Source organism: Bradyrhizobium sp. 613_E4_N2_2 (assembly GCF_052075995.1).
Lineage (GTDB): Bacteria > Pseudomonadota > Alphaproteobacteria > Rhizobiales > Xanthobacteraceae > Bradyrhizobium > Bradyrhizobium barranii.
In genome coordinates this window covers 3437678-3461908 of the sequence record NZ_CP197234.1, presented here as the reverse complement: position 1 = coordinate 3461908, position 24231 = coordinate 3437678, and the positions used below count along the sequence as shown (strand labels likewise).

General features: G+C 62.7%; 28 protein-coding genes. 9 read left to right on the top strand and 19 right to left on the bottom strand.

Annotated elements, in window-relative coordinates; genetic code table 11:
- Positions 1-161 precede the first annotated feature (161 nt).
- From AB7290_RS16360 to AB7290_RS16345, 4 genes are all read right to left on the bottom strand, one after another.
- Positions 162-749, bottom strand: coding sequence for a hypothetical protein (locus AB7290_RS16360; RefSeq protein ID WP_349642926.1), 588 nt, complete (start codon positions 747-749; stop codon positions 162-164).
- Positions 750-1040: 291 nt separating this feature from the next.
- Entirely contained in the window at positions 1041-1406 is a 366-nt protein-coding gene (locus AB7290_RS16355; protein ID WP_201266268.1) for a hypothetical protein, read from the bottom strand.
- A 770-nt stretch (positions 1407-2176) separates the two neighbouring features.
- Positions 2177-3376 (bottom strand): hypothetical protein, encoded by a 1200-nt coding sequence (locus tag AB7290_RS16350; protein WP_144030864.1) that lies wholly within the window; start codon positions 3374-3376, stop codon positions 2177-2179.
- 383 nt (positions 3377-3759) lie between these two features.
- Positions 3760-4098 (bottom strand): hypothetical protein, encoded by a 339-nt coding sequence (locus AB7290_RS16345; RefSeq protein ID WP_085405360.1) that lies wholly within the window; start codon positions 4096-4098, stop codon positions 3760-3762.
- Between the two features lie 175 nt (positions 4099-4273).
- Between AB7290_RS16345 and AB7290_RS16340 the strand changes: the two genes are divergently transcribed.
- Positions 4274-4543: a hypothetical protein gene (locus AB7290_RS16340; protein WP_144030862.1), complete on the top strand. Its 270-nt coding sequence runs from the start codon at positions 4274-4276 to the stop codon at positions 4541-4543.
- A 937-nt stretch (positions 4544-5480) separates the two neighbouring features.
- On the opposite strand, the gene AB7290_RS16335 is transcribed toward AB7290_RS16340, so the two are convergent.
- The 5 genes from AB7290_RS16335 to AB7290_RS16315 form a co-directional block, all read right to left on the bottom strand.
- A complete protein-coding gene (locus tag AB7290_RS16335; RefSeq protein WP_085405359.1) occupies positions 5481-6110 on the bottom strand; it encodes a TerC family protein in 630 nt (209 codons plus the stop codon).
- A 115-nt stretch (positions 6111-6225) separates the two neighbouring features.
- Complete coding sequence (locus AB7290_RS16330; protein ID WP_081369447.1) at positions 6226-6597, bottom strand: hypothetical protein; 372 nt, start codon at positions 6595-6597, stop codon at positions 6226-6228.
- A gap of 523 nt (positions 6598-7120) precedes the next feature.
- Positions 7121-7534, bottom strand: coding sequence for a GFA family protein (locus tag AB7290_RS16325; protein ID WP_085405567.1), 414 nt, complete (start codon positions 7532-7534; stop codon positions 7121-7123).
- A 20-nt stretch (positions 7535-7554) separates the two neighbouring features.
- Complete coding sequence (locus AB7290_RS16320) at positions 7555-9387, bottom strand: outer membrane protein assembly factor BamB family protein (RefSeq protein WP_085405566.1); 1833 nt, start codon at positions 9385-9387, stop codon at positions 7555-7557.
- 104 nt (positions 9388-9491) lie between these two features.
- Positions 9492-10205, bottom strand: a complete 714-nt coding sequence (locus AB7290_RS16315) for a class I SAM-dependent methyltransferase (protein WP_085405358.1) — start codon at positions 10203-10205, stop codon at positions 9492-9494.
- Positions 10206-10292: 87 nt separating this feature from the next.
- Here AB7290_RS16315 and AB7290_RS16310 point away from each other — a divergent pair, with 87 nt between their 5' ends.
- On the top strand, positions 10293-11054 hold the full coding sequence (locus tag AB7290_RS16310) for a dienelactone hydrolase family protein (protein WP_245344275.1): 762 nt from the start codon (positions 10293-10295) through the stop codon (positions 11052-11054).
- Positions 11055-11280: 226 nt separating this feature from the next.
- On the opposite strand, the gene AB7290_RS16305 is transcribed toward AB7290_RS16310, so the two are convergent.
- On the bottom strand, positions 11281-12978 hold the full coding sequence (locus tag AB7290_RS16305) for a methyl-accepting chemotaxis protein (RefSeq protein ID WP_085405356.1): 1698 nt from the start codon (positions 12976-12978) through the stop codon (positions 11281-11283).
- A 218-nt stretch (positions 12979-13196) separates the two neighbouring features.
- On the opposite strand from AB7290_RS16305, the gene AB7290_RS16300 reads away from it, so the two are divergent.
- On the top strand, positions 13197-13415 hold the full coding sequence (locus AB7290_RS16300) for a hypothetical protein (protein WP_041958446.1): 219 nt from the start codon (positions 13197-13199) through the stop codon (positions 13413-13415).
- A gap of 3 nt (positions 13416-13418) precedes the next feature.
- Here the strand turns inward: AB7290_RS16300 and AB7290_RS16295 are convergent, their stop codons facing one another.
- Positions 13419-13583 (bottom strand): hypothetical protein, encoded by a 165-nt coding sequence (locus AB7290_RS16295; RefSeq protein WP_014494368.1) that lies wholly within the window; start codon positions 13581-13583, stop codon positions 13419-13421.
- A gap of 102 nt (positions 13584-13685) precedes the next feature.
- Here AB7290_RS16295 and AB7290_RS16290 point away from each other — a divergent pair, with 102 nt between their 5' ends.
- Together AB7290_RS16290 and AB7290_RS16285 are read left to right on the top strand one after the other, a co-directional pair.
- Positions 13686-14075, top strand: coding sequence for a hypothetical protein (locus AB7290_RS16290; RefSeq protein ID WP_063982526.1), 390 nt, complete (start codon positions 13686-13688; stop codon positions 14073-14075).
- 296 nt (positions 14076-14371) lie between these two features.
- Positions 14372-14626, top strand: coding sequence for a hypothetical protein (locus AB7290_RS16285; RefSeq protein ID WP_014494365.1), 255 nt, complete (start codon positions 14372-14374; stop codon positions 14624-14626).
- Between the two features lie 33 nt (positions 14627-14659).
- Here the strand turns inward: AB7290_RS16285 and AB7290_RS16280 are convergent, their stop codons facing one another.
- The 4 genes from AB7290_RS16280 to AB7290_RS16265 all read right to left on the bottom strand — a co-directional run bounded on the left by AB7290_RS16280 (position 14660) and on the right by AB7290_RS16265 (position 17166).
- Positions 14660-14902 carry a DUF6719 family protein gene (locus AB7290_RS16280; protein ID WP_038935984.1) on the bottom strand — a complete coding sequence of 81 codons (243 nt, stop codon included), beginning with the start codon at positions 14900-14902 and terminating at the stop codon, positions 14660-14662.
- Between the two features lie 251 nt (positions 14903-15153).
- The gene (locus AB7290_RS16275; RefSeq protein WP_085405565.1) at positions 15154-15864 is read right to left on the bottom strand and encodes an outer membrane protein; all 711 of its coding nucleotides are present in this window, start codon (positions 15862-15864) and stop codon (positions 15154-15156) included.
- Positions 15865-16150: 286 nt separating this feature from the next.
- A complete protein-coding gene (locus tag AB7290_RS16270; protein ID WP_187388016.1) occupies positions 16151-16585 on the bottom strand; it encodes a hypothetical protein in 435 nt (144 codons plus the stop codon).
- A gap of 212 nt (positions 16586-16797) precedes the next feature.
- Complete coding sequence (locus tag AB7290_RS16265; protein WP_085405355.1) at positions 16798-17166, bottom strand: His-rich protein BRANT; 369 nt, start codon at positions 17164-17166, stop codon at positions 16798-16800.
- A gap of 251 nt (positions 17167-17417) precedes the next feature.
- Here AB7290_RS16265 and AB7290_RS16260 point away from each other — a divergent pair, with 251 nt between their 5' ends.
- Positions 17418-17960, top strand: a complete 543-nt coding sequence (locus AB7290_RS16260) for a tetratricopeptide repeat protein (protein ID WP_028150223.1) — start codon at positions 17418-17420, stop codon at positions 17958-17960.
- 109 nt (positions 17961-18069) lie between these two features.
- The gene (locus AB7290_RS16255) at positions 18070-19458 is read left to right on the top strand and encodes a serine hydrolase domain-containing protein (protein WP_085405354.1); all 1389 of its coding nucleotides are present in this window, start codon (positions 18070-18072) and stop codon (positions 19456-19458) included.
- Here AB7290_RS16255 and AB7290_RS16250 read toward each other — a convergent pair.
- Complete coding sequence (locus tag AB7290_RS16250) at positions 19445-21013, bottom strand: S10 family peptidase (protein WP_231142207.1); 1569 nt, start codon at positions 21011-21013, stop codon at positions 19445-19447. The genes AB7290_RS16255 and AB7290_RS16250 overlap by 14 nt on opposite strands.
- A gap of 250 nt (positions 21014-21263) precedes the next feature.
- On the opposite strand from AB7290_RS16250, the gene AB7290_RS16245 reads away from it, so the two are divergent.
- A complete protein-coding gene (locus AB7290_RS16245) occupies positions 21264-22043 on the top strand; it encodes an NAD kinase (RefSeq protein ID WP_063982521.1) in 780 nt (259 codons plus the stop codon).
- A gap of 13 nt (positions 22044-22056) precedes the next feature.
- Here the strand turns inward: AB7290_RS16245 and AB7290_RS16240 are convergent, their stop codons facing one another.
- Genes AB7290_RS16240 through AB7290_RS16230 form a run of 3 tightly spaced genes read right to left on the bottom strand, consistent with a single transcriptional unit; the run spans position 22057 to position 23496 of the window.
- Positions 22057-22641 carry a hypothetical protein gene (locus tag AB7290_RS16240; RefSeq protein ID WP_085405564.1) on the bottom strand — a complete coding sequence of 195 codons (585 nt, stop codon included), beginning with the start codon at positions 22639-22641 and terminating at the stop codon, positions 22057-22059.
- A 34-nt stretch (positions 22642-22675) separates the two neighbouring features.
- Entirely contained in the window at positions 22676-22930 is a 255-nt protein-coding gene (locus AB7290_RS16235) for a helix-turn-helix domain-containing protein (RefSeq protein WP_049807677.1), read from the bottom strand.
- Positions 22931-22932: 2 nt separating this feature from the next.
- Entirely contained in the window at positions 22933-23496 is a 564-nt protein-coding gene (locus AB7290_RS16230) for a DUF2975 domain-containing protein (protein ID WP_085405352.1), read from the bottom strand.
- 172 nt (positions 23497-23668) lie between these two features.
- Here AB7290_RS16230 and AB7290_RS16225 point away from each other — a divergent pair, with 172 nt between their 5' ends.
- On the top strand, positions 23669-24214 hold the full coding sequence (locus tag AB7290_RS16225) for a response regulator (RefSeq protein ID WP_008549760.1): 546 nt from the start codon (positions 23669-23671) through the stop codon (positions 24212-24214).
- Positions 24215-24231 lie beyond the last annotated feature (17 nt).

Sequence of the window (24231 nt, the reverse complement as noted above, 5' to 3'; positions counted from 1 at the left end):
TTGTAGCTATAGCCGATTTCGCGACAAAAATCGACCCCGTTTCCACTTCCTAGATGAGGTAGCCGGGCCGATGTCCGCTTTGCATCGACGCGCGGACTACCGCGAGCTTTCGTGCACGGACCGCGAAGGGCCACAACCGGACATCCACTCGCGTATTGTGTTCAGGGCGGCGGGAGTGCTTCCGCCTTCTCAAGCTTGTCATCGGGCACGGCTTTGTTGGACCGTACGAATACAATGCGGGAGATTGCTGATATTTCCGCGTCAGGTCTGCCATCTTGACCAATGAGGATAAGCCCGGCCCCGCCATTAGCTACATTTAGGATAACTGGCTCGCCGCTCCACGTCTTGATTGGCTCCATTCCGATGATAAGAAATTCACCCATGGGCTGGTCTAAATACTGAAGCCTCAGTTGCGGACCGACCTCTGCAACCGCAAGTTCAAAGCCGAACTGCTGAGCGCGCCCATAAATTGCAGCCAGGGTCACAGCATCGGTTTTGAAGCCGAGCTCGCCCGCCGATACAGCAACAAGCTCCACATCTGTTTTCGTAGAATCGACGATAAAGGCCGGTCGAGCGAGAATTTCCGCAGCCAGCCCTCCGACGCCGCAACCTTTTTTGTCCAACGCGTTACGAAGGGCGAGCGAGTCCGCAAAAGTCCCCAGCGTAATTGTTTTCCACGTCGGCACATCGGCGGAGGATCTGACCAGCACTTGCGGCACACTGGTCGAGGGAGCTTTCTTGAGCTTCAACTGGCTCTGCAAGACATCTTGTGCGGTGCATTGAGCCCTAGCTTCACTCGCGAGTTGGAATATGCACACCGCGTAGAGCATCGCGACAATAAAACCGCGGCTACGATGCCCACCTGTCGAACAATCAGGTCGTACGCGGCAATCGACTCGAAACATTACCATAACAACCTCTCTTGTGCGAGGCGCGTATCGATGATCAGAAAATTGCTTCAGTATCAGTCCGCCAGGCAGCATCGGCCAACAAAGACTACCAAGTGTAGGACAGGCTTTCGTTCGAAAACGCCATGTCGGTCACATCATGGCTCCGGGGATGAAACAACGGATGTCGATCCGCAGCGCCTTGCCGACCGTCCAAGAGTAGAAGGGCCAGACCATCGTGCGACCGGCGCGGTTCGGTTTCTTGATCACGGCCTCGTCCGGCACGTCCCACCATTGGCTCTTGATGCGCACGCGGTAGTGGCCGTCCTTCACCTCCCAGTCGGCGTCGGATAGCGCGGTGCCGTCGGCGTTGGAACAGCATGGCCCCTTGTCACTCTTGAGGCTCTCGAACCAGCTATCGAGTTCGGGGCGGCTATGATCGTGCGCGTGCGCCGCGAAGTGCCAGACCACCAGAATGATCACCACCCTGATGGTGGCCATCAGAAATATCTTCGTCACTGCAATCTCCTTAAGCAAGCAAGAGATTTGCGCCGCGACTTCTATAATGAGTTTATTCAAACCGCCGGAGTCACTGTGTGAACCGCTTCACATGAAGCGCCAATTCCAGACTGGCTGGGTGGCTTCTAGAGTCCTCGGCTGTTCCTATGTCTGCGATGCGGGCACTAAGGTTCAACGACCGCGTCGAAAGCGACAGGTTTAGAGTCCTTTCGAAATCGGTCTGATCCTCGTGCGGCAGGATTGGAAGGCACGACAATGGCTGTCTCCGGGTCTCTGCCACCTACCGATTAGCCCTGGAAAGCCACATGCGGATACAATGTGAACGCGTTCACATGGCGCATCGGCCAGGGGCGCTAAATTGAGTATATGAGTGTAGGCGCCCCTTCCCGCGGAGTGCTCAATGAGCAACGAACGTTGGCCGTACTTCGCTGGCATCGCATCGATCATCTTAGCTATATTCGTTGCGTACTCCGTTGAGAGCAAATGCCAAAGAGAGCTTGCATTTCAGCGTTCGTTTCCATCCGATTTGTCCGAGCTAATCGTAGGAACTGAGCCGATCAAGTGTTGGTTCAGCAATTAAAGCATGCCGTGTGGGCGCCTACTTCCGCTCTGGGTCAAACTCGGACCTCACCGAGCCGTGCTGACACTTCCGGAACATCCTCCAAAGCGGACGCACTTAGCGATCAGGCGAGGCGGCCGTACCACCGGCCCGGCTTCCACCGGGCAGGCGGTGCTTACATAGGGACCGTAGGAGGGGTAATACCGGTTAGCTACAGCGACGCGTACTCCACGCGTCCCATTGGCTTGACGATGGCCCGTAGAGATTTGCCGCGGAAGTCGGAAGTATCTTCAGGCTCTAGAACTCCGGTGGCTTCCCGAACCTGCCGGTAAGTGGCCATACCTTGATCCTGCGCAGTTTCGTCTGCGGACATGAGTTTGAAGCTGTGTGAAAACTCTTTCTCGGTATGATCTCCATCTTCAATCTTAAGCGACAAGACAAATTCCCTTTCCTGATCCCAAGCACCGCCCGATATTTCGGCGTTCACAATTTTCACGCTGTGCGGGCCGAGGGGTGTTTTCGGTGATAGGCCCGACTTGCCGGCCTCTTTGGACTGATCGGCCTTTCGAGCGCCTTTCGTTTTTGCGCGGGCTATTGCCGCCTCCTTTGGGTTTTCGTAGGGCTCCGGCAGGTCTTCAAGATACCGCTCTTCCGCAAGCCACATGTGTAGTTGCTTCCACCATTTTTTTTCGGTGGCGGTTTGCTGGTAGTGGGAAGCCCAAGCAGCGGCCTGCGTCACGAGGGTGGCGTGGAGCACTGGCGATGGCGCAAGTGCTCTGTAGGCGGCCTGAGCCTTGGCCCGTTGGTGCTTCCGGGGGTAGGCAGCCCAAAGCTCTTCAAAACCTCCCGGGTCCCATGCCGTCCCCGCCGTGGTGGCCTCCGGGCCACCCACGGGCGGCGGCGAAGCCGCGGCATGGGTATCTTCATTCATATTTACCGTAGGCATGTCAGTAGACATGCCACGTAAGTATGTTTGGGTGCCTTCATGGGCACCGCTAGTGTCCGTAGAGGTGCCTTCAGGGGCACCACTTGAGGTGCCTTCCGGGGCACCGCTAGTAGAGGTGCCTTCAGGGGCACCGCTAGCCGGCTTCGATGCGAAATCGAAGTTTAGGCCGTACTCCGTTGGTCGGGTGCCGGCACCCTGCCGGATGATGCTGATTACGCCGTTCTCGACTATGCGACGCAGCGAAGGGATGATTTTGTTTCTCTCTGCGCCGGTCGCGACTTCTAGGTAGCGCAAACTGGCGCGAGAGTTTCCAAACCTCGCATAATATCTATCGATGATATGGCGCGTGATCTTGTGATCCAAACGAGTTGCCCACGGCGCGTCAATAACTGCGCCTAGCAATTTGTACTGCTTAAGGAGAACAGGTTCGGTGGCCGTCGAATTGGCGGCTGCTGATTGCTTCATCTGTTGGATGATCAACCGCGGGCCAGATTCGAATGCAAGTTCTTAAGCCAATCCGCGAAGTCGACGGGATAGGTTCGGAAACCAACATCTCGGTTTGTCTCGGAAATCGCCGCTAGGCACGATTGGTCGACCAGCAACGGCGCCAGCTTCGACCAATCTTCGTCTGAGACGGCGATCTGAGAGTCTAATTCGCGGAGGCGCTTAGCCGCGGCAGCGTTGCGATGATCTTGCTTGAAGCGGCTAGCGTTACTGTCGCGCCACCTAGCGGAAGTACGGATTTGGTTGGAGAGTGCGGCGCTAAAATTCAATTTGTTGTGGAACATAGTTGCTTTCATTGGTGTGGTGGCTCCCGCCGCTAACGCGGCGGGGCGCGTGCTGCGCAATTATTCGGACGACAGTGGGTAAAACTTCGACGGGGTCGTCGCCAACGCAGCTACGAGCATCGCGATGTAGGCATCGAAGTTAGCGACGTTCTGGCCCGCTATGATGTTTGCATTTAATTGACCAACCGCGCGAAACAGCTCAGGGGCAATCGGCCACGGCCCCTCGTAAACTGGCGCAATTCTCGCCCAATATCCCGAGGATATATTCTCGGCGGTGTTTACGACCCGGTCTAGCCGGCCCGCCGCTGCTAAATCGGGCGCTTGCGCCGATTGCAATTTTCTCGAAGCCGCAGCGAGAGTAGATTTTAGGTAGGTAATGAAATCGATTTTGTTGGACATAGTTTCCTTATAGGTTGCGCGCACAAAAAAACCGGCGTGCGCTGCCGGTGTCAGAGAGATACGGTTATTGGTGGCCTTTCCAGTTGTTCATCGAAAACTAACTTCCTGCTCACCTCTCGTTCATGTGCATCTTCCTACGGTGTCATACGTTCTAGCGCTCCACAGGAGGACACCCATGAAACTCAAGTTCGCACTCGTTGGACTAATCGCGCTCAGCGGCGCCGCGTTCACCGCCAGTGCGGCATCAGCTATGCCGCTCGCCCCTCTCGGACAAACCTCAAACGTTGAGAGCGTCGCATTGGTTTGTGGCCCGAATGGCTGTGTTCGCACAGCACCGGCCTATCGAAGGTATGGCTACGGCGTAGGTCGCTATGGCTATGGCGTACGTCGGGGTTACGGATATCACCGTGCGTATGGCTATCATGGCGGCTATCGTCGATACTGACCCCGTTTACGGAGAGGCCGCCTCAAAAGGGCGGCCTTACTTCATGGACAGGGCGACGATCATCAGCGCTACTGGGAGCGTTCCAAATACGATCACCGCAATACGAAACCTGAGGTCGGAGCCCATGGCGCGGTCCCTCCTGTTGTCAGGCGGGAGCGCAATACTCTCAGTCACCGGTAGTTGCCGAGGGCGGGGCGGTGATGGCCGACACAAATTGCATACCCGCATCGTGGGGTCTGAGCAAGATTGCTCACTCTCTCGAAATCTCGTGCTCGCGTTCGCACCATGTTCAGGGCGGACCAAATACCTTGATTTATCTCAAGGTCAGTACAAAACGAAAACTGAGGCGGCCTTACTTCATCAGGGTGTTCTCCTGGCGGAACGCCCCGGCCTTTATTCGTTACACCCATAACGAGTTAATCCTAAACGCGCATGAACAGGTTGTGGCCAGTCTAGAACAAATTAGGACACTTCCGAATTCAGCTTAGGACACTAGGGGTTAGATACGGACAGCACCCCAGTCGCCATGAGAACAGATGCGAACCGGAACGCGTCAAAAACGGCCCGGAGTCGGGCGCCGCCGTCGCGGACGAACCGGCCGGTCGGGGCGCTCCTCCCCCGTCCAGACTCCAAAGCTGATAATCCCCGGGGATTCCTGTCGGCTATACTGACCAATCCCCTCAGCCGGCACCAGCGCTTAGCTTGTTTTATTTCGATGTCCCTCAACCGGGCGCGGCGTTGTATCCTTAGTTGTTTTCATTCCCGGGGCTGGCTTTGCTCTAACCTAATTTTTTTGACCGGCGTCGACAGACTTTGGACAGGGCCGCCCCACAAAGGCGGCCCTTTCTTCTGCGGGCTTCACACCCCATCTGCAGCCTATGCGTACCGCGTTCGAATTCTGCCTGACGACCTAGGATACCTAGGGTGAAACAGCATCTCATATCGACGCAACGTTGATGACATCCAACGTCCCGCGAAAGATCATGTCACCCGCCACATAAAGGATGACGGCGAGACCGACGTAAGCAATCCATCGATAAGTTTGCAGAAGGCGCGCAATGAAAGAAGCGGCCACGCCCATCATCGCGATGGAAAGCCCCAGGCCGAAAATCAAGATCATCGGATGCTCGCGTGCTGCCCCTGCCACGGCCAGAACGTTGTCGAGAGACATGGAAACGTCGGCCACGACAATCTGCCAACTCGCTTGAGCGAGTGTTTTGCGAGCTTTGCTGCCTGCAATTGCTCCAGCGGCGTCCATCGCACCTGTTGGCTCTGTGGAGGATGTGCGCAACTCTCGCCACATTTTCCAGCATACCCACAACAACAGGATCCCGCCGGCGAGCAAGAGGCCGACGATCTGGAGGATTTGCGTCGCCAACCCGGCGAGTAAGACGCGCAGTATCGTCGCGGCAACAATACCGATCAAAATCGCCTTGCCTCGTTGCGCCTCAGGAAGTCCGGCTGAAGCAAGACCGATGACGATGGCGTTATCGCCAGCAAGCACCAGGTCGATCAGAACGATCTGCAAGAATACGCTAAGGACATCTGTATCGAAATAATCAGGCACGGGTCATGTCCCCGCCGCGGGGGAATGGGCAGCTGCAAGCGAGATCGCATACGTCTATCGGATCGGTTGACCGATACCTGCCACCAAGAAACGGGGGTCCTAACGCCGCCGGTTATCAGGGGCTAGCGCTATCGCCTAGAGCCGCGTCCGAATGTAGTCTGACCGGTTGCTCGAAAAGAAGTGCCACTTGATCTGGTTCGCCAAGAATCGCGGCGGCACAACCCAACATGGTCAATGCCCCGGCAACATCCCATAGCGTTACATTTTCTAATGTCGCATTTCCCGACTTTGCCCAAGCCAAGACCGCAGTGATCATCGCGTCTGAGAAAAATAGAATACTGAGCGCTGGCAAGACGAGCTGGGAATCCAGCAGGAGTATCATCAAGAATGCAGGAGCTGCGACCAGTATGCTCAACACCGCGCATGTGCAAAATGCTTGCCGCCAAGAAGCATTCCTGTTTGTCCAACTTGCACGAGAAAGGATCATTTGATCCTCCTGCATAGGAGCATTTTTTAGCGCCACTCACCTGCTGAACTACTCTGGTCTAGCTGATCGTTTTCCGACGTCTCCCCATCAATGTTTTGTCCTATGCCGCTGACTCTCAATTAACGTAAGAATGCCAGCGGTCACCACGGCAATAACGACGACGGCTGCCAGCGCCTCGACAGAGGCCAAGGTCCCGTACCACTTGTTCCAAAGCTCAATCACGTGCTGGCTTCTCGCGAGAGTGCACCCACGATCGACAAGATCTGCTCTCCAAGAAGAACGAACTGGGCGATCAAAAAAGCAATGCTACTCATCGTCGCGCGGTTTTTCACCGCGCGGCAAGGTGACTTATGTGGCAAGTCTAAGCTGACCTTCATTGCTGAACCGGAACTAAGAACCTAGCGTTCCCACAGCGAACGGGAACGCGCACCACATGCCCAGCGCTGTGGTCAAGCTTCGTAGATCCCCTTGAAGGTCGGGGGTTCAATCCCCTCAGCCGGCAACAGCGCTTGAGGCGGAAACCTCAGCTTGCATTCTTCGGCGCACTGCTTTGCTGAAAGTGCTCCGCACCGTTGATTTCGACCCAGCCATGTTTCGACTGCTCGAAAACCGATCTTAGCGGAGCCGGGAAATTCGGGTCCGCCATCGCGCCGACGGCGACGCCGATCATCCCTGGCAGATTGTCCGCCTTCCAATAGACCGTCGAACCGCAATGGGTGCAAAAATAGCTGCGGACCTTGCCGCCGCTCGCGGCCTTGCGAACGTATTCGCTTGGGGTCCCCGAGCTCGTGACGGCCTCAGCCGCGTAGAAGGCACCGACGCCGAAGGGCGCACCGGTTCGGCGCTGGCAGTCCATGCAGTGACAAGCAACGACCGCGCGGGATGGCCCCGCGAGCGACAATGCAACGGCGCCACAACTGCATCGGGCATCGATCATCGCGCCTCCGAACGTCGCGCTCACTCCGTCCCCACCTCGAACGCCAGCAGCACGTTGCCGGCGACGCCGCTCCATTGGCCGTAGCCGGAATTGGTGTAGAGCATGCCGCCGGCGATGACCGGTCCGGGACCGTCGATCGCGCCGCCATGGGCGGGGACGCCGTTGACGGCCTTGTAATCCTGCGCGGTATCGAACTCCCAGAGCAGCTTGCCGTCGCTGGCATAGGCCCGCAGGAAGCCGCTGACGCCGCCGGAGAACACGACGCCGGGGATCAGGCTCACCGCCGCCGAAAGCGCGGGGCTGCATTGGAGACGATCGCCACAGGCGACAGGAGGCACCTCCATCACGACTGTCCCGCTGGCGAGATCGAGGCCGAACAGGCCGCCGCCTTGCGTGGAGTCGAGACGTCTGGTGCCGTCACGCAGGAAACGCACGTCGGAGTTAGCGACATAGATGCGATCCTGATCGGCGGCCGAGCCCCATTCGCTGCCGCCAAGCGCACCGCCCTTCCCGATCCGCGTCTGCCACAGGATCTTGCCGCCGTCGTCGGGATCGAGCCCGTGCACGACGCCGGATTTCTGTGCGATGGCAAGAACGCGCCTGCCGTCGCGCAGGGTTACCAGGATCGGCGACTGGCCGAAATCGTGGTCGGGTCCGTGATCCTCGGGACAATTGGTCTTGTCCACGCCGTAGCATGCCACGACATAAGCGTCCTTCGGCGTGGCCTGCTGGCTCCAGAGCAGCTTTCCCGTCGCAAGATCGAAGGCGAGAATCGCGTCACTCGTCGCGGATGGCGGATTCGAATAGGAATTGCTGGTCGCGACATAGATCGCGCCGCGCTTCACATCGATCGTCGGCGCCGACCAGATCGCGGCACCGGACGGGCCGAACAGCTGCACGCCCTTCGCGTTCTTGTCGGTCGGATGCGGCACTTCGGGGATCGTATAGGCTTGCCAGACCGGCTTGCCGGTCGCGGCCTCCAGCGCCACCACGCTGCCGCGGAAGGTGCAGCATTCGTAAGAGGCTTGCGAGCCGGCGGCCTCCTCAAGCGAGGACACCGGCACGTAGAGAACGCCGGAATGCAGCACCGGCGCGCCGGTAATGCGCGCGGCCGGATGCTCCTCGACCTTCGTCTTCCAGATCAGCGCCCCCGTCAGCGCGTTCACGGCATAGGCGTTGGCACGCAAATCGCCGAAGAAGATCGCGAACTGATCGGAGCCGGGAAGCGGCGCGACCGTGATCGCGGCGCGCACCGCCGCATCGATCGCGAACGTCCACAGCGTGCAGCCGGTTCGCGCGTCGAGCGCATGTACCTTGCGGTCGGTGCCGCCGATGAACAGCAGGCCGCCCATGATCGTCGGCGGCGCAAAGGACACCGAGGCGCCGGGAAACGCGTAGGCCCATTTCAGCCGCAGGCGCGGCACCTGCGCCGCGGTCAGCCCCGCCATGTCGGCCGGCTGGAAGCGGCTGTTGTTGAGATCGACGCCCCACCCGTTCCAGCGTGGACCGTCGAGCGGTTGCGGAAAGCCGCTGATCTGCTGCGTGCAGCGGCCCTGCGCGTCGGATGCGCTGTTGATTGCGGCCTTGCCGGTGACGAAAGCAGCAATCGCGCGACGCTCGTCGTCGCTACGCTCCTTCGCCATCGCGGCCATGCTGCCGGAGGTCAGCGTCCCCAGCACGTGATCGAACGACATCGCCTGCATGGCGCCGCGCGCGGGCGCGCGGTTCTGGGCATCGCCGGCATCGTGACATTGCGCGCAGTGGGTGGCGTAGAGCGCGGCGCCGTCCTGCTGCGCCAGTGCCGGCGTGGAGCACCAGATCAACAGAGCCGCTACGGCAAAACTCGGCCTCATGGCGTTCTCCGGCATCGTCGACACGCGACCCAAAGATCGCGTCACACAACCTGAAGTGTATCGCCAGTGCGGTCACGGACGCAATGGAGTTCCGCCTGCGTCCGTCACATCGCTGTGGCCGTGCGGATACGATCGGGCAGTTCATCCAGACGCCATAGGGCAAGGCTCTTGTCGCGCCAGCCGCCGCCGCCCTCCTCGCAACGCTCGTTGATCAGCGCGCGCGGCGCGGGCCAGTTGAATGGTGCCTTCTCCATGTTCAGCGCGCGCCAATCGCCATCCGCGCAATCGCGATTTGCATCCCATTCGGGAAATGTCGTGACCAGCAGGAAGCCCGCGCCGCTCTGGGCAAAGCGGGCAACGGCGCGGGCGATGTTGTCGAAGCTCAAATGAACCAGGCAGTCCCGGCACAGGATGACATCCGCGCGCGGCAGCGCGTCGCGCGTGACGTCGGCAACGAGAAACCGGCCAGACCAATCGCCGCCGGCCACACGCCGGCGATTGGTCTCGATCAGCGACGGCACGATGTCGATGCCGGTGTAGTCGAGGTCGAGCTTGATGCGGCCGATCCAGCCGGCATCGCCGCAGGGCGCATCGAGCAGCGAGCTCGCGCCGAGCCGTTGCAGCAGGGGAGGAAGCTCCTCCCGGATCGCAGCGGTCGCCGGGTCCTCCGAGCCGAGGCCCGAGACGGATGTGGCCGCGCCCCACAGGTTGGTCTGCTCGATCCGCTCGAACCGCGCGGCGAGATCGAGGCCGTCAAAGTTCTCGCGGTCCGCAACGAAGCGCTCATGGGCGAGCACGGGTGGACGATTGGTGATCATCGGGCGGGACTCGCGTCAAGATTCCGTCGCAAGCACACTATACAGCCGACGCGTCGCCTCCGAAATCTCCCTGGCGCGAGTTCGCTGATGATTACCCGACGAACGGCCATGACCGGCATCGCCGCGCTGCTGACGTCTATCCCTGCACACGGTGCACCAGGCGAACAGTTCAGCGTCACCTCCGGCAATGACAGCCTGCCCGTATCGCGTTACGCGGCGACGGTGGCCGGGAAGCGCCCTGCCGTGATCGTGCTGCACGGGTCCCGCGGCATCGAGCTTAGGCTCCGCGCCTACGAGCGATATGCCGATGCGCTGTCCGCCAAGGGCATCGACGTCTATTTTCTCCGCTATATGACACCGGCCGATACGGCCGCGCTGACGCCGAAGTCCAGCACGCATGAGAGCCGCGATGCCTATGACACGACGCGGTTCGACGATTGGGCCAACACGGTCTCCGCCACCGTGACGGCCATCCTGGGCCGGTCCGACAGTTCCGGGCGCATCGTCCTGCTCGGCTTCTCGCTGGGCGGCTACGTCGCCGCCGACACCGCCGCGCGGGACACGCGTATCACCGCGCTCGCGGTGCTCTATGGCGGCATGCCCGACGCTATGGCCGCCAAGGTCAAGCACCTGCCGCCCCTGATCGCATTGCATGGCGAGGCGGACAGGAACGTGCCGGTCGCGAAGGGACGGCAACTGGTCGAGCTCGGCAAGTCGGTCGGCGCCGAGGCCGAATTCGTGCCCTATCCAGGCAAAGCCCACGGCTTTGATTTCTCCGACACCGACCCGATGACATCCGATGCGATCGATCGCGTCACACGGTTCTTCCAGCCAAGGCTCGCCGCCTGATCGAGGCGGGTCACGAAGATGGCTCCTGACCGCAGATTGGACCGAAGTTCAACATGAGGTAGCATGCAGGCCGCATGCGCTCGACTACCAGCAAAGAGAAGGCCAAAATCGTTGCCGGCGCCGTGACGGCCGTCGTCATGACGGCCATGCTGTTGGTGTTCGCGCTCGGCCTCTTGCTTCCGCATTAGGCGCGGTGAGCGCGGCGGACGAGTGCCGCCGCACACACTTACGCCGCGCGCACGGTCCGCAAGAATTTTCCGACTTCGTCCTTCAGCCGGTTGCTGTCGGTCGCCAGCATCTTGGCGGTCGAAAGCACCTGCGAGGACGCCGAGCCGGTCTCGGCCGCGCCGCGCTGCACGTCGGTGATGTTGGTGGAGACCTGCTGGGTGCCGTGAGCGGCCTGCTGTACGTTGCGCGAGATCTCCTGGGTCGCGGCGCCCTGCTCCTCGACGGCCGCGGCAATGGTGGACGACACCTCCGACAGCCGCTCGATCGTCGCGGAGATGTCGCGGATCGCGTTGACGGATTCCTGGGTCGCGGTCTGGATGCCGGAAATCTGCTGGCTGATCTCGCCGGTCGCCTTCGCGGTCTGCTCGGCCAGCGTCTTCACCTCGGAGGCGACGACCGCGAAGCCGCGGCCAGCCTCGCCGGCACGTGCCGCCTCGATCGTGGCGTTCAGCGCGAGCAGGTTGGTCTGGCCGGCAATGGTGTTGATCAGCTCGACGACATCGCCGATCCGCGTCGCCGCGATCGAGAGCTCGCTGACCCGCTCGGTCGTGGTGCGCGCCTGGGTGACGGCCTCGCCCGCCATCCGCGCGGATTCCTGCACCTGCCGGCTGATCTCGTTGACCGAGGACGACAGCTCCTCCGTGGCGGTCGCGACCGACTGCACGTTGCCGGTGGCTTCACCCGAAGCGACCGCGACCACCGAGGTCAGCTCCTGCGCGCGCTGCGCGGTGGTGGCTAGCGTCGAGGACGACGCTTCGAGCTCGGTGGACGCCGAGCCCACCGTCTCGATGATCTCGCCGACCGCGCGTTCGAAGCCGTCGGCCAGGTTGACCATGTCACGGCGGCGCTGCTCGGCAGCCTGCTTCTCGATCTCGAGCTGCGCAGCCTTGAGACGTTCGACCTCGAGCGCGTTGGTCTTGAAGACTTCGACGGTCCTGGCCATGTCGCCGATCTCGTCGCTCCGGTCCTTCTCGGGCACCTCGGTCTTGAGATCGTTGCGGGCGAGACCCTCCATGGCGAGCTTGAGCCGGGCGATCGGCCGGGACATCGCATTGAGGCCGATGAACAGCGCGATCGCGATGCCGACGATCAGGCCGCCGGCGCTGACTCCGATCACGGTCCAGGTCGCGGACCTGGCGTCGCGGTTGATGGCTTCCTTGCGGTTGCTGACCGCCTGTGCGGACTCGGTCACGAACTGGACGATGCGTGCGAGCGCCGCGTCCAGCACCGGATCGCACTCCTTGTGCGCACGTTCGGCGGCCTTGGCATTCTCCTCCACGCTGCTTGCCTGCGCGCCGGCCTGAAGTACCGGATCGCAGCTGGCGAACGCGGCCTTCAGCTGGTCCCCGATGCTCTTGACCTGGCTGGCGCGCGACGGGTCGTCCTGCACGGCCGCATCGAGGTACTGGCCGATTTCGCTGCGGTTCTGGTTGGCGATCTTGAGACGGCCAGCGTTGCCCGCCTCCGTCGCTTCGGTGAAGACCGCATAGAGCGCGGCATGATAGGTCTCGGCGCGGCGCTGGGCCCGCGTCAGGTTGAGCGCCGAGGATTGCGCGGCGGAGAGTTCGGCAAATCCGTCGACGGTCGCCGAAAGTTCGCGCGCCGCGAAGCCGGCGACGGCAAGCATCGCGCATCCCATCACCGCCACGATCAGCGCGACCTTCCACACGATTTTCAGATTGTTCAGAAAGCTCATAACAGCCGCCCCAATGCTTCTGCCGACGCATAATCCCAGCAACGGGCATTGGAACCGGCGGACGTTAAGATTTGATGCCAAATCCCCCGAGTAGTCTTACGGAAAAATAACTATTCGGGGGGTCGGCGTAAGCCTCGTGTAAGCTTCTGCCTGTTTTGGGGGCGTGATCCGGACATGACCGGCCGGAACCGGTCGCCGGCGTCAGCCGTTGTCGGCCCATGCGGATCAAGGAAGAAAACCGAAACATGTTTCTGCTGGCGACAGTGACGCTGTGCTGTGTCGCGGTGGCCGGCACCGTTGCGCTGTTCGAACTGGCACCAGGGCCGGCTCCGGCAACGCAGGTCGCCGAACGCGCGGCGATCGACGTTACGGCGCCGACACCGGTCCGGGTGGTGGGCGCGCCGTTCGAGCCCAACATCAACCCGCGCGAGCGATAGCGCTCACGTCGGCGATGCCTCTGTGCCCGCCTCGGGCCGGCCTTGAGCCCGCGCCAATTCCTCCACGAACGCGATCACTTCCGCCCGCTTGTCGGGCGGCAGCGACAAGAACGCACGGACCAGCCTCAGGCCCTGCGCTTCGTCCGACTGGTCGGATTTGACGTCCATTCCCCACTGTCGGGCGGTCGGGAAAAATATGCAATCCCCAGCCGGACACCTCCTTGATTCGGCCGGCTAGCTTTGCTGGAATAGCTCCAACAGAGGTGGACCATGAAGTGGATCAGCGAGCGCGACGCACTGATCGCGCAGACAATGGCCTTCGTCCAATCGGTAACCGGCAAGAAGGGTGACTTCCATCCGCCGGAGAGACCGACGGCTGCACCGGACGTGCCGGTGGGGACCGTCACCGTCGAGACCGTGGCGGTCGAGACATTGGCGGTCGAGATCAAGCCGCCGCCAGTCCCGCTCGCCCCGCCCGTCATGATCCCGCCAGCACGGACAAGCGGCGATTTCCGTTCCGAGATGCAGGCCCGCATCGCCAATTTCCGCAAGCATCAGGAGCGATTCGAGCGTGAGCGGGAGGAGTATTGCGCGGCGACCCTGACCAGGCTCCGCGCGGCCATTCGCGACCCCTCCCTCCGTCCGCCAGCCGAAAACTAAGGCCGACGGTCGATCAGACACCTACAGCCAGGACCAAACCAACCAGAGATTGGCCGCACAGGCGCTGAGCAATCCCAGCGTCAGTGGCAGCAGCATGTGCCCGCAGCAGGTCTTGAGGTCGGTCGTCATGGCCGAAAACATCCGCTGATTCCGGCAAATGAGTCCCAGGGATTCTTTTTTTTGGGATTCAGGACTCGTTAAAGACTCAGGGTCCACGGCTCCGATCACGCCCCCGTAATCGTCCCGGAACCCCCTGCCCCATGAAGCCGTTAACGCGCTTTCCGGGAGCGGGAAGAATGCCCTACGCCCTGTTCTGCAACGACGCCCAAATCAGCAAGGCCTATCCCAGCGAGGCCGACGTCTGGCAGCTCGCGCAGCAAAGCGGCCTCGTCGTGGATGTCAGCACCGACGACCAGCGCCACGGGCCGCGCCGGGTCCTGGACAATGATTACGAGATCAAGCCCTGCCGGGCCGCCCAGGGCGAGGACCCCGCCAGGAACAAGGCCGAGGCCGAACAGCAGTCGAGGATGGAGCTTGCGCTGAATTCCTGAGGTTAGACCCAGGGTATCTCAGGATGGGATCTCTCAGGGGGTCGCGGTCGCCAGCGAGGCCTGCTCGCCCGCCAGCACCACGCAGGCCTTGCGACGGTGCAGCCCGCGGATCGCGCCCGTTACCTTCAGCACCTTACCGGATGGGCAGGAAGCGTCCTTGACGAAGGCCACCTCATAGGGTGCCAGCATCAGAGGCTCGGATTTGAGGATTGTCTGTGCAGCGCACGGCAGGGAGATGAAGCACGAGAGCACTACTGCCGACACAAAGATACGCATGTCCGTCGTCCCACCAGCCCGGTAATTCTCATATAACGCCTTCCGGAGCGCGAGTTCCGTAGGCGGCAAAAATTATTTTTGCTTTACGCCAGTCCCATGACGCGCGTGAGAACGCGCGCCCCAGACCATTTGCTTGCAAATGACGCGCCAGATGGTTCACGCAAAGCAAACAACAGGCAGGCAAACAAGGGCCTGGCAAACGAAAGGCCGGCGTGAGCCGGCCCTTGTCAGGTCGTGGTCGCTGTTGAGCGTCAGTAGCGCGAGGCTGCCGGCCCGCCCCAGCCGAAGCGGTAGTTCACACCGACCTTGACGGTATGCTCGTCCTCCCGGCCCCGGACGCCGACGACGTCGGCCGGACCGGAGGTGAAGGTCGTGCTGCCAAAGTTGTAATACTGATACTCGGCCTTGGCCGACCAGCTCGGTGCGAACATGTATTCGAGGCCGGCACCGACAGTATAGCCGTCCTTGTTGTTGCCAGTGGCGGTGAAGGGCTGCGCCACGCCGGCGACATTGACGCCGAGGCCGCCATTACGCCAGGCGTAACCGCCCTTGGCATAGACCAGCGCCGGTCCCCAGGTGTAGCCGATGCGGCCGGTCACCGACCCGAGCTGGTCGGTGTTGGACGTCACCTGTGTCCCCAGCGGGAACGTGACACCGTTGTTGTTGGTCGGCAGCCAGGAATATTGGGCCTCGATGCCCACCACCCAATTGGGCGCGAACTGGTAGTCGAAGCCGCCCTGCACGCCGCCCAGGAAACGGGCGTCGCTCGACTGGAAGCTGCTGTCACCGGCGAACGCGCCGCCGACATGGCCGCCGATGTAGAAACCGGTCCAGTTGTAGATCACCTGCGGCGGCGTATAGGCGGGCGCCTTGGTATAGGTGCGCGGCTGCATGTCGGCCGCAGCGGCCGGTGCGACCAGCGCCAGCAGAGCGGCTGCTGCGCCCAGCAAAATCGTCTTCATGATCATCCCCGTTCTTTCAAATTCGACACTCAGGAAACAACGTGGCGTGAATTAGGTTGCTTCGCGGCGATGCCGGAACGTTGATCGTCTGTAACTGTGACGGGGTGGCAACAACGCGATTTGTTCCGTCACACCTGCTTGCACCGACTGTTTTCGTCGTCTGCGCAAGGCGGGCTGTAACGATCTGTCGCAAGGCAAACCAGCCCCGTTCAAAGCTCGCCAAATTGTGATCCAGCGGCTCCGGCGGCCTCTGTCCTAGCACCTGCCGATGAAGGCCGGCTTTGCGCTACCGCGCCATCTTTTCCAGTTCCGGAAAGGGTGCGTAAACCGCACCGGCGCAGAGCTCGCCGGCGCGATCGACGATGCGGTCGCCCCGCCCGTTGACGAAGACGGCGGCCCGTTCGCGCATGCCCTTGTAGCTGCCGTCGGTCTCGCGTGGCGTGAAGTGCAGGCAGGCGACGTAGAACTGCCGTCCGCCGATCTCGCGCAGCACCGGATCGGCCATGGTGGCCTCGCGCACACCGACGGGATTGTTGAGGTAAGCGCGCATCAAGGCCAGCGTGTCACTGCGAAAATTGTCGGGAAACGGCTGCGGCCCTCCCGCCTGGGTCCCCTCCATCAGGGATGGACGATCACCGTCGCTGCCGAAACATGCCGCGAGCGCCAGCGGCAAGACCAGAACCAACGCCAAGATCACCGCACGCTTCGCCAACCGCCCCACAGGCCACGCTCTCCGCTCGATCAGACTCGGAGGATGTTCTAGCCCCAAGGTTGCACGAAGGGAATTCGGTCCTGCTCGTATGCTGCGCAAATAACGCACCGCCCCGCCGCCGGCGCCTGCGCTTTCGCGCTGACGCCGAGACGACGGGCCGGGCCTGAATTCCGCACGCGGCGGCGGGCAATGCCAGGGATGCCGCCGCGCCGGATCAGTCGTTAGCTGCGCTTGTCGATGGCCGCCGGCTTGGTCACGTCAGGCTGCGCCTTCAGCGACTTCTTGGCCGACAGATGCTTGTGGTGGTGACGATGCGTGCGCACGGCCTTGTGCTCATCGGGCGTGACCGCGGCATTGGCGTTCATCGCCTTCGACTTGGTATCCACCTTGGCGTCCGCCTTGACGTCGGCGGCCTTCGTGTCGGCCTTGACGCCGGCCTCGGGTTTCACGGCGGTGGTCGACACCTTGGTCTGGCTCTGGTCCGCCTTGATCACCGGCGCGGTCGTGGTGGTCTTGCCGGCTTCAGCGGCGAAGGCCGGGGCTGCGATTACGGAAGCGGCGAGCAAGGCTGCGGAAATGGTCTTCAACATGGTTGGTCTCCTCTTGGAAGGATCTTGAGGCGGCGCCCTCTCGCCTACTCTTCGATCGTGGGTGGGAGCCTAGGCGGCGCGCGCTGAACCCAGTCTGAAGTCCCTTGCAGGCTTCTGTTCATCTCGATGACAAGTTTGTCATCTGCGGAGGGGCGAATAGATCGTGCGAAGCGGGAATGTTTTTGCCCTCTGGGTGTTCCGGTCTTTGGGCAATCGTGTAGGATCGCCACGTTCCATACGGGAGAAGATAGATGCGCAAACTTTCCATGCTTCTGGTACCGGGGCTTGTCTCGATGGCGTTGGCCGCCGGACCGATGCTGACCAGCGCCTACGCCGCGGGCAGCGACGAGCCCTCGCCGCCGCCGAAGTCGGACAGCTCGGCCAAGAAGGGGAAGAAGAAGAGCTCCTCCATCAGCGATCCCAAATTCCTCGCGGCCTATCGCACCGCCTACACCACGATCTACGACGGTCACGACTACACGAGCGCGATCGGTCAGCTGAAGTCGCTCGAGCGCGACGACGTCGCCGACGTCGCCAATTTGATCGGCTACTCCTATCGCAAGCTCGGCGACTACCAGTCGTCCAAGGTCTATTACGAGATCGCGCTGAAGGACGATCCGAACCACGTCCGCACCTGGCAGTATTACGGCCTCTGGCAGCTCGAGCAGGGCAACCGCGAACAGGCGCAGTACCACCTGAACAAGATCGCCTCGCTCGCCGGCACCGACAGCTCCGAGTATCGCTCGCTCGCCGCGGCGCTCGACAAGCCGACCGGCGCGACGCTCGTCTACTGAGACATCGCATCCTCGAACGAAACGAACGGGCACAACCTCGGGGTTGTGCCCGTTCCGCTTTCTCGGTTAGCCTCTCGCATCAAGTGCTCCCCTCGCAAATTGGTGCGCAATGGATACGTGGCTGCGATCCGCGATCGACTACATCGGCTCCTGGATCGAATTCCAACAGACGGCATTCCAGCAGCCCGGCGTCATCATCGCATTTGCCCATCGCGGCGAAATCGTCGCCGAGCACGCCTTTGGTCTTGCCAATCTCGACACTGGCGAGAAGCTCACCCCGCGCCACCGCTGCCGTATCGCCTCGCATTCGAAGAGCTTTACCTCCGCCGGCATCATGAAGCTGCGCGACCAGCGCAAGCTCCGGCTCGACGACACGGTCGGCCAACATGTCGGCGGCCTGCATCCGCGCGTCGCCGAGACGACGATTGCGCAGGTGCTCTCGCACAGCGCGGGGCTGACGCGCGATGGCGCCGATTCCGGACAGTTCATCGACAACCGTCCCTATCTCAACGCCAGGGAGTTGCTCGCGGAATTGAAGCTGCCGACCGCGATCGAGCCGGGGACGCGCTTCAAATACTCCAACCACGGCTTTGGCCTGCTCGGCCTCGTCATCGAAGCCGTGTCGAAGGAGCCCTACTCCGCCTGGATCAAGCGCGAGATCATCGAGCCCGCAGGCCTGCGCGAGACTGAGCCGGATGCGCCGCTTCCCAAGGGCGCATCGTTCGCGCGCGGCCACACGCGAAAAGTGCCCTTGGGCGAGCGTTGCGTGATCCCCGGCGACAATCCGACGCACGCGATGGCGTCCGCTACGGGCTTCGCCGCCACCGCCGGCGATACGGCCCGCTTCTTCGCGCAGCTTGCGCCCAACGCCAGGAAGAGCGTGCTCTCAGTCGCAAGCCGCCGCGAAATGACCCGGCATCACTGGCGCATCCCGCAGAGTTTCGAGGCCTATTACGGCCTTGGCATCAACGCCGGCAAAACCGACGGCTGGGACTGGTTCGGCCATGGCGGCCATTTTCAGGGTTACATCTCCCGGACCTGCTCCATCCCCGCTTGCGAGCTCGCGATCAGCATCCTCAGCAACTCCATCGACGGCGCGGCGCCGTTCTGGATGGACGGCGCGATGCAGATCCTGCGCGTGTTCAGGACTCGCGGCGCCCCCGACCGCCGCGTCCGCGACTGGAACGGCCGCTGGTGGACGATCTGGGGCGCAACCGACCTCGTCCCCGCGGGCAACCGCGTGCTGGTCGCCAATCCGCAGTTCATCAATCCGTTCATGGATGCCGCCGAGATCGAGGTCACCGGCCGCGACACCGGCAAGCTCGCCTGGGCTGCCGGGTACTCCAGCCACGGCGAGCCGGTGCGCCGCGTCCGTGACGCGCGCGGCAAGGTCAGCGACATCTGGATCGCCGGCGCCAATATCAAGCCGGAGCGTGTCGTGGCGCGCGAGATCGCGCGGAGATATCCGCCGCGCAAGCGGCGGCCTACTCTCGGATAAGAGCCTCGACCTCGCTCCGAAACGCCTGCCGCGAGCCGTCGCGCGAATAGAACATGTGGCCACCGGGATAGACGACGAACTTGACCCGCTGCGTGGCGAACGCCGGAAGCTGGTCGAGCACCCGCTTCGATCCGAAATAGGGCGTGGCGAGATCGAACAGGCCGTGCGCGACCAGCACGTTCAGCTTTCCGTCGGTGGCGAGGATCTGGCGCAGCTCCGACACCGACTGGGGCGGGTTGATGCCGCGGCCGAAATCCCAATTGCCCTCGACGGCGCCGTTGAGGACTTCATAGGAGCCATCCGGCCGCCAGTTGAGCTTGCGCGTGAGAACATCGACCGCCGCACTCGTCAGCGGCGCCTGGAGCGCATCGCCCGAGGGATCGCCGAACCGGGAGCTGCTCGAATCCGGATAGGGATCGAAGCCTCGCACCGAGGCGTCGTAGCGCCCTGTCACCTTGCCGTTCTTGCGGTCGAACTCGCGGCGGAATTCACCGACGTCGAAACGGCCGGCGAGCCGGCGGCTCACGGCCTGGTCGATCCCGGTGAGCTCGGCAACCTTGTCGGCAAGGCGATTGGTGGCCTCCTTGTCCGCCTCGCCCTTGACGAGGTCGGCCAGGAACTCGCCCCGCGCGTAAGCCTCGACGTCGGCGAGATCGGCGCGCTTGACCGGCCCCTTGGCTTCGCGCGCCACCGCGACATAGCTCGGCAGCGTCGCGACATATTGCAGGAGGCTGGTGCCGGTGAACTCGCGGAAGTCCAGGAGCGGCGACACCAGGATCAATCCCCTGACGCCGACGCCATGCTGGAGCTGCAACTGGCGCACGACCTTCGGCCCGCGAATGCCGCCATAGCTTTCGCCGCCGACATATTTCGGCGAGGTCAGCCGGTCGTGCTTCTCCAGCCAGCGGCGGATCACGAGCGCGATCGAATTGACGTCGCCGTCGACTGAGTAGAAGGACTTGCGCGCGTCCTCGCCGCTGGCAACGAAACGGCTGTAGCCGGTGCTGACGGGATCGATGAAGACGAGATCGGTGAAGTCGAGCCACGTCTCCGCGTTCGGCTTCACATCGGGTGAGGCGGACGGCGACAGGGCTTCGCCATCGAGCGGCAGCCGCCACGGACCCGCAGCGCCGAACTGGAGCCATGCCGAGGACGCGCCGGGACCGCCGTTGAACAGGAACGTCACGGGGCGCGTCGCGCGGTCGGCACCATCGAGCTCATAGGACGTATAGGCGATGTCGGCGAGCGGCTCACCCTTGCCGTCGAACACGCGGATCGAGCCGGCAGTCGCGGTGAAGTCGAGAGCACGGCCCGGCAGATCGAGCGTCTGCTTCGTGGTCGAATCCGACGGAAGACGATGCAGCTCGGCGGCGGACGATGAACCCTGTGACGCACCTGGCGCGTTGCCGCCGCGCCCACCCTTCTGTCCCGCTGGGGCCGTCGTCTCGGCGCGCGGCTGCGGCGGATCGTCCGCGCGGGCAAATCCCGCGAGCGCGAAAGTCGACACCGCCAGTACCAGGGTCGCGCGGCGGAGCGCCGGCAAACGCATGACCATGATCGTTCTCCTTGTCCGGCTGCGAGAGCCGGCGAGCATCGCAAGGCTAGCGAGAAATTGCGACGGTTTGGGGGATGGCCGGCCCGGCGGCGCCTGAAGAAGCCGGGCGAGCACAAATCGACCCGGATTTGCCCTGAATCGGGATGGACGCTGTTTGCCTTGAACAGCGGTCCTTCTCGACAATGCAGGCCCAGGTCGTATAGACGAGCCCGGCGGAACTTTCTCCAGCCAGCGGCCCTGCCCGGAAGCCATGACCAAGCCAGCGCGATACAACCGGATCGCCTTTGTCGCGAGCCCAAGCAGCGAGGCGCAAACCGCCTTCGGCCAGCTCACTCGGGACTATGGCAATTGCGACCCGAACGACGCCGATGTCGTGGTCGCGCTCGGCGGCGACGGACTGATGCTCCAGACGCTGCACCAGAACATGCACTCGGGCAAACCGATCTATGGCATGCACCGCGGCACCGTCGGCTTCCTGATGAACGAGTACTCGACGGTCGACCTTCGCGCCCGTCTCGAGGCAGCGCAGGAATCCGAGATCAACCCGCTCCTGATGCGCGCCACCGACGTCAACGACCGCGTTCACCTGCATCACGCCATCAACGAGGTCGCCCTGTTCCGGCAGACCTTCCAGGCCGCGCGCCTCCGGATCCTGATCGACGAGCGCGAGCGCATGGCTGAGCTGATTGCCGACGGCATCATGGTGGCGACGCCTGCCGGCTCCACCGCCTACAATCTGTCCGCGCAGGGACCGATCCTGCCGATCAACGCCGCGCTGCTGGCGCTGACGCCGATCAGCGCCTTCCGCCCGCGCCGCTGGCGCGGCGCGCTCCTGCCCAATACGGCTTACGTCGTGATCGAGGTGCTGGAGGGCGACAAGCGGCCGGTGGCGGCGGTGGCCGACCATGACGAGGTGCGCGACGTCCGCCGCGTTGAGGTGCTGTCCGACAAGACCATCTCGATGCGCATGCTGTTCGACCCCGGCCACAGCCTGGAAGAGCGCATCCTGCGCGAGCAGTTCGGTTACTGAGCGCCGGCGCGGATCACTGGCCGCAAGGCTGAATCGATTCCAGGCCGCCCGCCATGGCGGGATCTCCGAGCAGATCAAAATCCCTGACAACGGGAACGAAGCTCTTCGTCTCCGACGTCATCAGATAGATCGTGACAGGCAGCGATCCCTGCGGCGCCGCGTTGGCGCGACAGAATTCCCTGGCTGCCACGCCGAGCCCCATCGACCCGCGTTTGCCTTGCCTCCCCTGCTCGACCATCGACGCACGTAGCGCTTCGAAGCGTGCAGCATCGCCTGGCGACAAGCGATAGGCGTAGGTCGAGGAGCCCAGCGACGGCGCAGGCAGGCCGGCGCGATCTCGCGGGTCGCTCATCTCCATCATGGCGAAGCTCGTCCTGGTCTCGGCCTCGCCGGACACTTTGGTGACGACGTCGAGCTTGACGCCGCCCGAACGTGGCCGCAGCGCGTCAGGCAACTGCACGGCGACGCGCAGCATCGACAGATCCGTCGTCCTGGCATCGATGCGGGCAAGCGGCGGAATCGATGTCAGCGGCACCGAGCTGCAACCGGCAAGCATGAGCGCAGCCGCGCTCGCAAGAACACGCGCCAGGCGGTTCATCGCAGGCATCTCCAGTCTGGACTTGAAGGATTGGCTAGGCCGATTTCCGGCCAGCCCCGCGCGGCTCCAGCGCGTCGTCCGCGCTGTCGGGGACATATTCCAGGATATCGCCGGGCTGGCAGTCGAGCACGGCGCAGATCCGCTCGAGCGTGTCGAAGCGGATGCCGCGCACCTTGCCCGACTTCAGCAGGGAGACGTTCGCCTCCGTGAGCTCGATGCGCGCAGCAAGCTCGCGCGACCTGATCTTGCGCCTGGCGAGCATGACGTCGAGGTTGACGATGATCGGCATGGTCAGATGATCTCGCTGTTCTCGTGCCACATGCGAACGGCATCGGCCATCACGGTCGCGAAGGCGACGAGCGCGAGGCCACTCAGCACCGACAGCACATGCGACTGCTCGATGCCGAACATGACCACGAGCTGGCCCGGCTGGTTGGCCCGCGTCAGGTTGAGCGTGGTGAGCATCTGCACCAGCGGCGACATCAACGCGTTGGCGATCAGCGCGAGGCCCATCCGGCGGATGCGCCAGGCGTTGTCGGTCACGAAGACCTCGCCGCGCGCGAAACGGGAGAACAGCATCGAGAGCTGCAACAAGGCGTAGAGGACAGGCGCAAGTCCGATCAGGCTGATCAGGGCACCGGCGAGGCGCGTACTGAGGTTGAGCGTGAAGGGCCGCGCCCCCAGCGGGGACTGGGTCGCGATCCAGTGCCGGAGCATCTCGTCGCTCGACCAGAGCAGCGGCACCGCAAGCACACCGCCGGCGACGCAGAGGAGCGCGCCGACGGCCACGATCCGTCCGATGCGCCGCAACCGCGGCTCGACCGGCGCAGGAAAAGGAAACGCGACGACGCTCATCGGACTAGCTCCCATTTAATTGTATATTTTTATCGTTTTACAATAAAAAATGGCAGAATTACGATATTAATCCCTTCCCTCGTCACGTACTCCGCGAAATGCCGGCAGCAACCCTTCCTTAACCCCCGCCGCGATATGGTTAACGAAAGTTGACCGCTCCGGCCCAGGCGTCATGTTCCGCATCGATTTCAACAAGCTGCGCTTCCTCGTCTGCGACGACAATCCGCACATGCGCCGCATCCTGCGGACGCTGCTGCACTCCTTCGGCGCGCGCGAGGTTTACGAGGCCGAGGACGGCGCCACCGCGCTGGAAATGTACAGCCATTACGTGCCCGACATCGTCATCACCGACTGGGCGATGCCGATCTTCGACGGGCTCGAGCTCGCGCAGATGATCCGGCAGCCGGAATCCAAGGGCAATCCTTACGCGCCGATCATCATGCTGACCGGTCATTCCGAGAAACGCCGCGTCACGGTCGCGCGCGATGCCGGCGTCACCGAATTCCTGGCCAAGCCGATCTCCGCCAAGGGCCTCTACCAGCGCATCCTCAACGTCGTCGCCAATCCCCGGCCCTTCATCAAGACCAAGACCTATTTCGGTCCGGACCGGCGCCGCAACACCAACTCCGCCTATATGGGCCCCGAGCGCCGCGTCGGCGAAAAGCACGAGGTGCTCCAGCAACCCTCGCTGCTCGACAAGGCTCGTTCCTCCATCTAGCGCAACGTCTCACACGA

Bases quoted from the DNA above. Each gene is read 5' to 3' on its own strand.
- AB7290_RS16300 (WP_041958446.1), top strand. From the start codon at position 13,197: ATGCGGATCAAGGAAGAAAACCGAAACATGTTTCTGCTGGCGACAGTG.
- AB7290_RS16315 (WP_085405358.1), bottom strand. From the start codon at position 10,205: ATGATCACCAATCGTCCACCCGTGCTCGCCCATGAGCGCTTCGTTGCG.
- AB7290_RS16330 (WP_081369447.1), bottom strand. From the start codon at position 6,597: ATGATCCTTTCTCGTGCAAGTTGGACAAACAGGAATGCTTCTTGGCGG.
- AB7290_RS16235 (WP_049807677.1), bottom strand. From the start codon at position 22,930: ATGCCGATCATCGTCAACCTCGACGTCATGCTCGCCAGGCGCAAGATC.
- AB7290_RS16265 (WP_085405355.1), bottom strand. From the start codon at position 17,166: ATGTTGAAGACCATTTCCGCAGCCTTGCTCGCCGCTTCCGTAATCGCA.
- AB7290_RS16325 (WP_085405567.1), bottom strand. From the start codon at position 7,534: ATGATCGATGCCCGATGCAGTTGTGGCGCCGTTGCATTGTCGCTCGCG.
- AB7290_RS16275 (WP_085405565.1), bottom strand. From the start codon at position 15,864: ATGAAGACGATTTTGCTGGGCGCAGCAGCCGCTCTGCTGGCGCTGGTC.
- AB7290_RS16225 (WP_008549760.1), top strand. From the start codon at position 23,669: ATGTTCCGCATCGATTTCAACAAGCTGCGCTTCCTCGTCTGCGACGAC.
- AB7290_RS16310 (WP_245344275.1), top strand. From the start codon at position 10,293: ATGATTACCCGACGAACGGCCATGACCGGCATCGCCGCGCTGCTGACG.
- AB7290_RS16245 (WP_063982521.1), top strand. From the start codon at position 21,264: ATGACCAAGCCAGCGCGATACAACCGGATCGCCTTTGTCGCGAGCCCA.
- AB7290_RS16320 (WP_085405566.1), bottom strand. From the start codon at position 9,387: ATGAGGCCGAGTTTTGCCGTAGCGGCTCTGTTGATCTGGTGCTCCACG.
- AB7290_RS16230 (WP_085405352.1), bottom strand. From the start codon at position 23,496: ATGAGCGTCGTCGCGTTTCCTTTTCCTGCGCCGGTCGAGCCGCGGTTG.
- AB7290_RS16340 (WP_144030862.1), top strand. From the start codon at position 4,274: ATGAAACTCAAGTTCGCACTCGTTGGACTAATCGCGCTCAGCGGCGCC.
- AB7290_RS16285 (WP_014494365.1), top strand. From the start codon at position 14,372: ATGCCCTACGCCCTGTTCTGCAACGACGCCCAAATCAGCAAGGCCTAT.
- AB7290_RS16255 (WP_085405354.1), top strand. From the start codon at position 18,070: ATGGATACGTGGCTGCGATCCGCGATCGACTACATCGGCTCCTGGATC.
- AB7290_RS16305 (WP_085405356.1), bottom strand. From the start codon at position 12,978: ATGAGCTTTCTGAACAATCTGAAAATCGTGTGGAAGGTCGCGCTGATC.
- AB7290_RS16260 (WP_028150223.1), top strand. From the start codon at position 17,418: ATGCGCAAACTTTCCATGCTTCTGGTACCGGGGCTTGTCTCGATGGCG.
- AB7290_RS16250 (WP_231142207.1), bottom strand. From the start codon at position 21,013: ATGGTCATGCGTTTGCCGGCGCTCCGCCGCGCGACCCTGGTACTGGCG.
- AB7290_RS16240 (WP_085405564.1), bottom strand. From the start codon at position 22,641: ATGAACCGCCTGGCGCGTGTTCTTGCGAGCGCGGCTGCGCTCATGCTT.
- AB7290_RS16295 (WP_014494368.1), bottom strand. From the start codon at position 13,583: ATGGACGTCAAATCCGACCAGTCGGACGAAGCGCAGGGCCTGAGGCTG.
- AB7290_RS16290 (WP_063982526.1), top strand. From the start codon at position 13,686: ATGAAGTGGATCAGCGAGCGCGACGCACTGATCGCGCAGACAATGGCC.
- AB7290_RS16345 (WP_085405360.1), bottom strand. From the start codon at position 4,098: ATGTCCAACAAAATCGATTTCATTACCTACCTAAAATCTACTCTCGCT.
- AB7290_RS16280 (WP_038935984.1), bottom strand. From the start codon at position 14,902: ATGCGTATCTTTGTGTCGGCAGTAGTGCTCTCGTGCTTCATCTCCCTG.
- AB7290_RS16350 (WP_144030864.1), bottom strand. From the start codon at position 3,376: ATGAAGCAATCAGCAGCCGCCAATTCGACGGCCACCGAACCTGTTCTC.